Raw genomic sequence first — 5,558 nt, forward strand, 5'->3', positions numbered from 1 at the left:
CCGTTGCCGCCGTCGCCCTGGTTGAAGAACACGCCTTCGCCGGTCGCGGCGGAGGTGCCGCTCGCGATCAGATCGAGATTGTCGAACGCCAGCGTCGCGTCATTGGTGGCGCCGGTGCGGCTCTCCACCGTCACGCGGCCGCCGAGCCCGTCGCCGCTGCGCCCGCCCGCGCTGCTGAACCCCGGCGCGCCGCCGTCGCCGGTCGCCGACAGAGTCATGCGGCCCAGCGCGGAGAAATCCGCGTCGGCGGCATAGAGCAGGATCGTCCCGCCGGTGCCGTTGGACCCCGCCGGCCCAACCCCGCCACCGCCGTTCGCCGAGGCAAAACAGCCGAAAGACGCGCAATTGCTGAGCGTGAGATTGCCGCGCGCGCCGCCCGACGCGCTCGCGAACAGCGTAACGTCGCCCCCGGTCGCATTGCCCGACTGCGCCGGATTGCCGAACCCGCCCTGCGGCGCATAGGCCGAGGCGTCGACCTGCAGCCCCGGTGTGGTGAACGTCCCCCCGGCCGCGCCGATGCTGATCGTCCCGCCGAAAAGATCGGGCGAGCGCAGCCCGGCGGTCGTGCCGAAATCCGGCGCAAACGCACGCGCGATCGCGCTGACCGACAGATTGCTGCCGATCGCCAGTGTGCCGCCGTCATGCGCCAGCAGCGAGATCCGCCCGGCGCGCGACGCCGCCCCCGCCGCGCCGACGCCGGTCATCGTCGCATCGGCGGAAAGCGAGACGAAGCCGTCGAGCGTCAGGCTGCCGGGGCCGCCGACATCGATCGCGATCCCGTTCGCCCCGGGGACTGCCGCGCCGAAATTGCCGCCGTTGCTGGAATAGCCCGGATTGGCCCCGACATCGGCGGTGAACCCGCTCCATTGATGCGTGCCCGCGGATATCGCGACGCTGATATTCCCGCCGGTCGCATTGCCCGCGCTGCCGGTGCCGGCATTGCCGCCGGTCGCCTGCGCCGTCGCGCTGACCGAGCCGAGATCAAGCACCCCGCCCGCGCCGGTCAGCGCGATGCTGCCGCCGAACCCCGAACCGCCGTTGGTCGGCGCGGCGGCGAATTGCGTCGGCGTACTGGCGGACGCGTCGAGCGTCGTCGCGGCGAACTGCAGCAATCCCCCCGGTTTTCCGGCCGGCGGCGGCGCGCTAAGCGCGGAAAGCGCAATGCTGCCCCCGGTCGCATTGCCCGAGCGATCTGTGCCATAGCCGCTGTTCGCGGTGGCATTGGCGAAAAGCGTCGATGCGCTGATCGTCCCGCCATTGGCGATGAGCGCGATCGTCCCGCCGAACGCATCGGCGCCGGTCGTCGGCGTCCCGCTCACCCCCGCCGACCCGTCGCCGAAGGCGTTGAGCGTCAGCCCGCCGGCGATGCCGATACTGCCGTCGAGGTCGACCGAGCCGGTGCCCCCGATGCTCGTCAGGCTGATCGCCCCGCCGGTGGCGCCGACGCCCGCGGTCAGCGTCATGTTGCCCGCAACGCTGATCCCGCCGGACTGGCCCGCGAGCAAGGCGATGCTGCGTTCGGCCGAGAGCGTCACGTCCGCGCCGAAACCGGCGCGCGCGCCGCCGCCGGTGTTGATCGCGATATCGCCGGTCGCGGCGCCGTTGAGCACCGATTGCCAGAAGCTCGCGCCGATCGTGAACCCGGCGTCGGCGGTCGCGGTCGCATTGCGCGGGGTGGCGACCGCGCCGCCCGCGAGATCATAGCCCGCCGAGAGCACTACGCCGTTATCGTCGGGGATCGCAGCGCCCGCGGGCACATAACCGATATTGCCCGACAGCAGCATGGTCAGCGCATTGTTCTTGGGAACGGCGACCATATAGATGCGCCGCGCCTCGCCGCCGCCCGAGGCGATCTGGCCGTTGGTGTCGCCGGTGTGGACGATGCCGTTGGCGTCGGTGGTGCCGGCGTTGACCGTGATATCGAACAGCCCGGCGTTGATCCGGATATCCGCGCTCTCCGCCGCGACATAGGCTGCCGATCCGCCGACGTTGATCGTCCCGCCCTGCTCGACGCGCGGCGCGACGAGCGCGACATAGGTGCCCGGCGTCAGCGCGTTGATCGTCGCCCCCGGGGCGATCTGCACCGCCGCATTGCTGCCCGCCGCGCCGCGGAAGCGGATCTCGCCGGTGGCGCCGTACAGCCCCCCGGTGGTGTCGATATCGTTGGCGGTCAGCACCAGCGACCCGACGTTGAACACGCTCGTCGCCCCGGCGATGATCCCGCCCGGCGAATAGAACCAGATCGATCCGAACGAATCGCTCTGCACCGTGCCGTTGAGCGCGATCGCCTGCGCGACCGTCCCGCCCGGCACCACCCGGTTGAGGACGGTATAAGGCGCGAACGAGCTGACCGGTCCGCTGAAGTTCATCGCATGGCCGGCGGGGAGGAAGTCGATCGTCCCGCTGCTCGGCGGCGGCGTCCAGTTGATCACCGCCTGCGCACTGTTGACGGTGATATTATCGACATTCGACGCCGACGAGATGCTCACCTTGGCGGGATCGTAGCTGGGGGTCGCCTGCGCCCCGCCGGGGAAGGTCTGCGCGCCGGCGGGCGACACCGCCCACGCCACCGCGAGCGCCAAGGCGCTGGCGCGCGCGCCGAGCAGCATCCGGGTCGAACGGGTCATTGGTGCCTCCACGGCAGGAGTTGCGTGCTGAGCGAGAACAACACCCGCGTCGCGCCGCGCTCGGTCTGGAAACCGGCGGTGCGCAACGGGGTGGCGACGGTGAGGTCGAGCCGCGCGTGGCCCGCCCAGGTGGCGCGCACGCCCCCGCCGGCGGAAACCAGCCGCTGCGGATCGAACCCGGCATAGCTGGCGCCGTGGTGCCACACCCAGGCGCTATCCATGAACACGAACGGCTGGAACGCGAACGGCTTCGCCCCGCGCGGCACGAGCCGGCCGTAGCGCAATTCGGTCGAGACGCCGAAGCCGCTGTCGCCGGTCAGCGTCCCCGGATCATAGCCGCGCCCGACGGTGTAATTGCCCGCGCTGATCTGCTCATAGGAGAGCAGCACGTCCGGGCTATATTGCGCGCGCGGCGCGAGCGCGATCGTGAACATCGGGGTCGGGCGGAATTCGGCCTGCGCGCTCGCCCGTACGATGAAGGCGGAGGCGTCGCCGCCCTCGCGGCTCACCGGCGTGCCGCAGCCGACGAGCGCGCGGCATGCCTTGCTCGCGCCGAGCCCGGCGAGCCCCTGACGCAATTCGAGCGAACCACCGAGATGCCAACGCGGCTCGAGCGCCGAATAGCCATTGGCGCTGACGACGCTCTCCGGGTCGATCAGATCGCCATCGAGCCGCGCGAACAGCACGCGCAGCCGATCGCGCGACAAGGGCACCCGCGCCGCGCCGCTACCGAAGCGCAGATCCTGATCGATCACGTCGATCCCGCTGGTCGCCATCAGCGTGCGGACCTGTCGCCGAATCAGCGGATAACTCAACGCGCCGGTCGCGATCATCGTGGTCGACGAAAGCTGCCCGCCGACGACATCGGGCTTGCTCCACGCATAAGTGAAATCGCCCGACAGCCTGAGCCCGTTGCTGCCCAGCGCCATATTGTGCCCGACCTCGAGCACGGTCTGCTCGCTCGGCTGCGCGGTGTTGAAGACGCTGAACGTCGTGCTGTCGCCCAGCCCGGTGAGATCGTTGATCCGCAACCGCGCAAGCCCGCCGACCGGCCCCACCGCGCTGCTGCCCAGATTCTGCACGTTGATATCGACTTCGATACGTCGGCGCGTCACCGTCACCTCGCCGATCACCTCGCCCGGCGCGGTGCCCGCGGGGCGGAGCGCGAGCCGGACGTCATAACCGGGCAGATCGCGCGCGAGCAGCAGATGACGTTCGGCCTCGTGGACGTTGAACACCGGCTCGTCCTTCAGCGCCTCCATATGCGCCGCGATCAGCCGCTCGCTGTTGCCCGCCTCGCCGCGCACCTCGATCGCGACCAGCCTGGCCATGAACACGTCGAGCCGGACGACACCACCCTTGTCGATGCGCTGCGGCGGCACCTGCACCGCGGCGAGATAGCCCATCTGGCGCAATGCGGTGGCGATACGGTCGCGCACCTCGCACAGGCTGGCGATCGGCACATCGTGGCCGGCAAGGTCGCTCCACGTGTCGCGCAGCGCCCCGGGGTCGACGACGCGCAGCCCTTCGAGCCGGACGTCGCTGAAATTGACCGTGACATTGGCGTAGCGCGGATCGGCGAGCGGGCACGGCGCGCGCTCGACCCCGCCGACCACCGTCAGCCGCCCGCCCGGCGCCGCCGGCTCGCCGGTAAGCGCACCGCGCGACAATTCCTCGCGGGTCGGCGGGCGCGCGGTAACCTGCGCTGCAGCCGGCGCCGGGGCCAATGCCGTAAGGCCCAGCGTAAAGCGCCACAGCGCCGCACGCCCGAAACCCTGATGAACCCGCATTCCCTGTCCCCCGAACCGTCGGGCGGCCTGTGGCAGGCCGCCCGTCCTGAACCCTGTGCGCGCGCTGGCGTTGTGCCGTGGCGCCGCCCTTTTTGCGGCCCGGGTGGGATGGCGTCTGATCCGGCGCGATCCACCCCGAGGCTATCAGTCCGCCCGCCTCGCGACAAGCAGGCTTCCCTGTAGTTTCAATCCTTTGCCGCCGTGTCGGCAGGTGCGGCGGCATCGACCAGCAGGTCGAGCTGCGCGGTGCAGCCGTGCGCGATCAGCGTCGACGCGATCGTGTCCATCCCCGCCGTCCCGGCATCGATCAGCGCAACGCGGATCTCGGCGGGATGGCCGTCCGCGCTCACGCGATAGCTGGCGCCGTCGCGCACCGGCAGCGCGGCGGGCCAGGCGGCGATCGCCTCGCCGGCGGCGAAGCTCGCGGTCGCCTGTGCGCCCCCGCCCGCGATCTGGACGGTCGCCGCCCTGGTCGTGTCGGCGCGCCACAATTTGAGGGTCGCCGGATCGGCGACGCAGAGCGCGCCCGGCGTCGCGACATCGGCGAGCCACAGATTGGGGCGACGCGGCGTGCCCGGCTGGCCGACACCCCCGCGCACCGCCCCGGTGCGCGCACGGCGCACGCGCTTGGTATCGAGCAGGGCGGCGAGCGCGACCCCGCCGGCGGGCGCGGCATTGGCGGCGGCGACGTTGAAATTGCCCGGCCCGCGCAAGGTGCGTGTGCCCTTCGCGTCGAGCAGCGTCACGACGTCGCCGGGCTGGAGCGCGAGCGCCCCGCTTTCGGCGAGCTTGCGGCCCGGCGGATAGTTTTTCGCCGACGGCCCCGACGCACGCACGACGATCGTGTCGGCGATCGCCGCGGACCCCAGCGCGAGCGCCAGTCCGGCGATTGCGCCGCGCAGCGCGATCCTATCCCAGGTCATAGGCACCTCCCTCGATATGCTCGTAACGGTTGAGAAGATTGGCGAGCGCGGCGTCGCGCGGGTGGCGCGCGATCATCGCGCGCAGGTCCGCCAGCGCCGCGTCGCGGCAGGCGCCCGCGTCGAGCGCCGTGACGATATGGCCGAGCGCGGCGCGCTCCTCCGCCGGAAAATCGGGCGCCGGCTCGAAGATATCGACCGGGGTCTGCCGGCCGCGCAGC

At 71.4% G+C, this 5,558-nt stretch carries 3 protein-coding genes and 1 pseudogene; all 4 read right to left on the reverse strand.

What is annotated here, in order from left to right; all coding sequences use genetic code 11:
• A partial coding sequence (locus tag BGN95_RS01915) for a beta strand repeat-containing protein (RefSeq protein WP_502688236.1) occupies window positions 1-2,627 on the reverse strand: 2,627 nt, incomplete at its 3' end.
• Window positions 2,624-4,417, reverse strand: a complete 1,794-nt coding sequence (locus BGN95_RS01920) for a ShlB/FhaC/HecB family hemolysin secretion/activation protein (RefSeq protein WP_286771451.1) — start codon at window positions 4,415-4,417, stop codon at window positions 2,624-2,626. The genes BGN95_RS01915 and BGN95_RS01920, both read right to left, overlap by 4 nt.
• A 185-nt stretch (window positions 4,418-4,602) precedes the next feature.
• A complete protein-coding gene (locus BGN95_RS01925) occupies window positions 4,603-5,340 on the reverse strand; it encodes a hypothetical protein (protein WP_286771452.1) in 738 nt (245 codons plus the stop codon).
• Window positions 5,327-5,558, reverse strand: a pseudogene (locus tag BGN95_RS01930) (adenylate/guanylate cyclase domain-containing protein); the annotation flags it as partial. The pseudogene BGN95_RS01930 and the gene BGN95_RS01925, both read right to left, overlap by 14 nt.

This window comes from Sphingomonas sp. 66-10, from assembly GCF_001897045.1.
In the GTDB taxonomy this organism is placed as follows: Bacteria; Pseudomonadota; Alphaproteobacteria; order Sphingomonadales; family Sphingomonadaceae; genus Sphingomonas; species Sphingomonas lycopersici.

Bases quoted from the DNA above. Each gene is read 5' to 3' on its own strand.
- BGN95_RS01920 (WP_286771451.1), bottom strand. From the start codon at position 4,417: ATGCGGGTTCATCAGGGTTTCGGGCGTGCGGCGCTGTGGCGCTTTACG.
- BGN95_RS01925 (WP_286771452.1), bottom strand. From the start codon at position 5,340: ATGACCTGGGATAGGATCGCGCTGCGCGGCGCAATCGCCGGACTGGCG.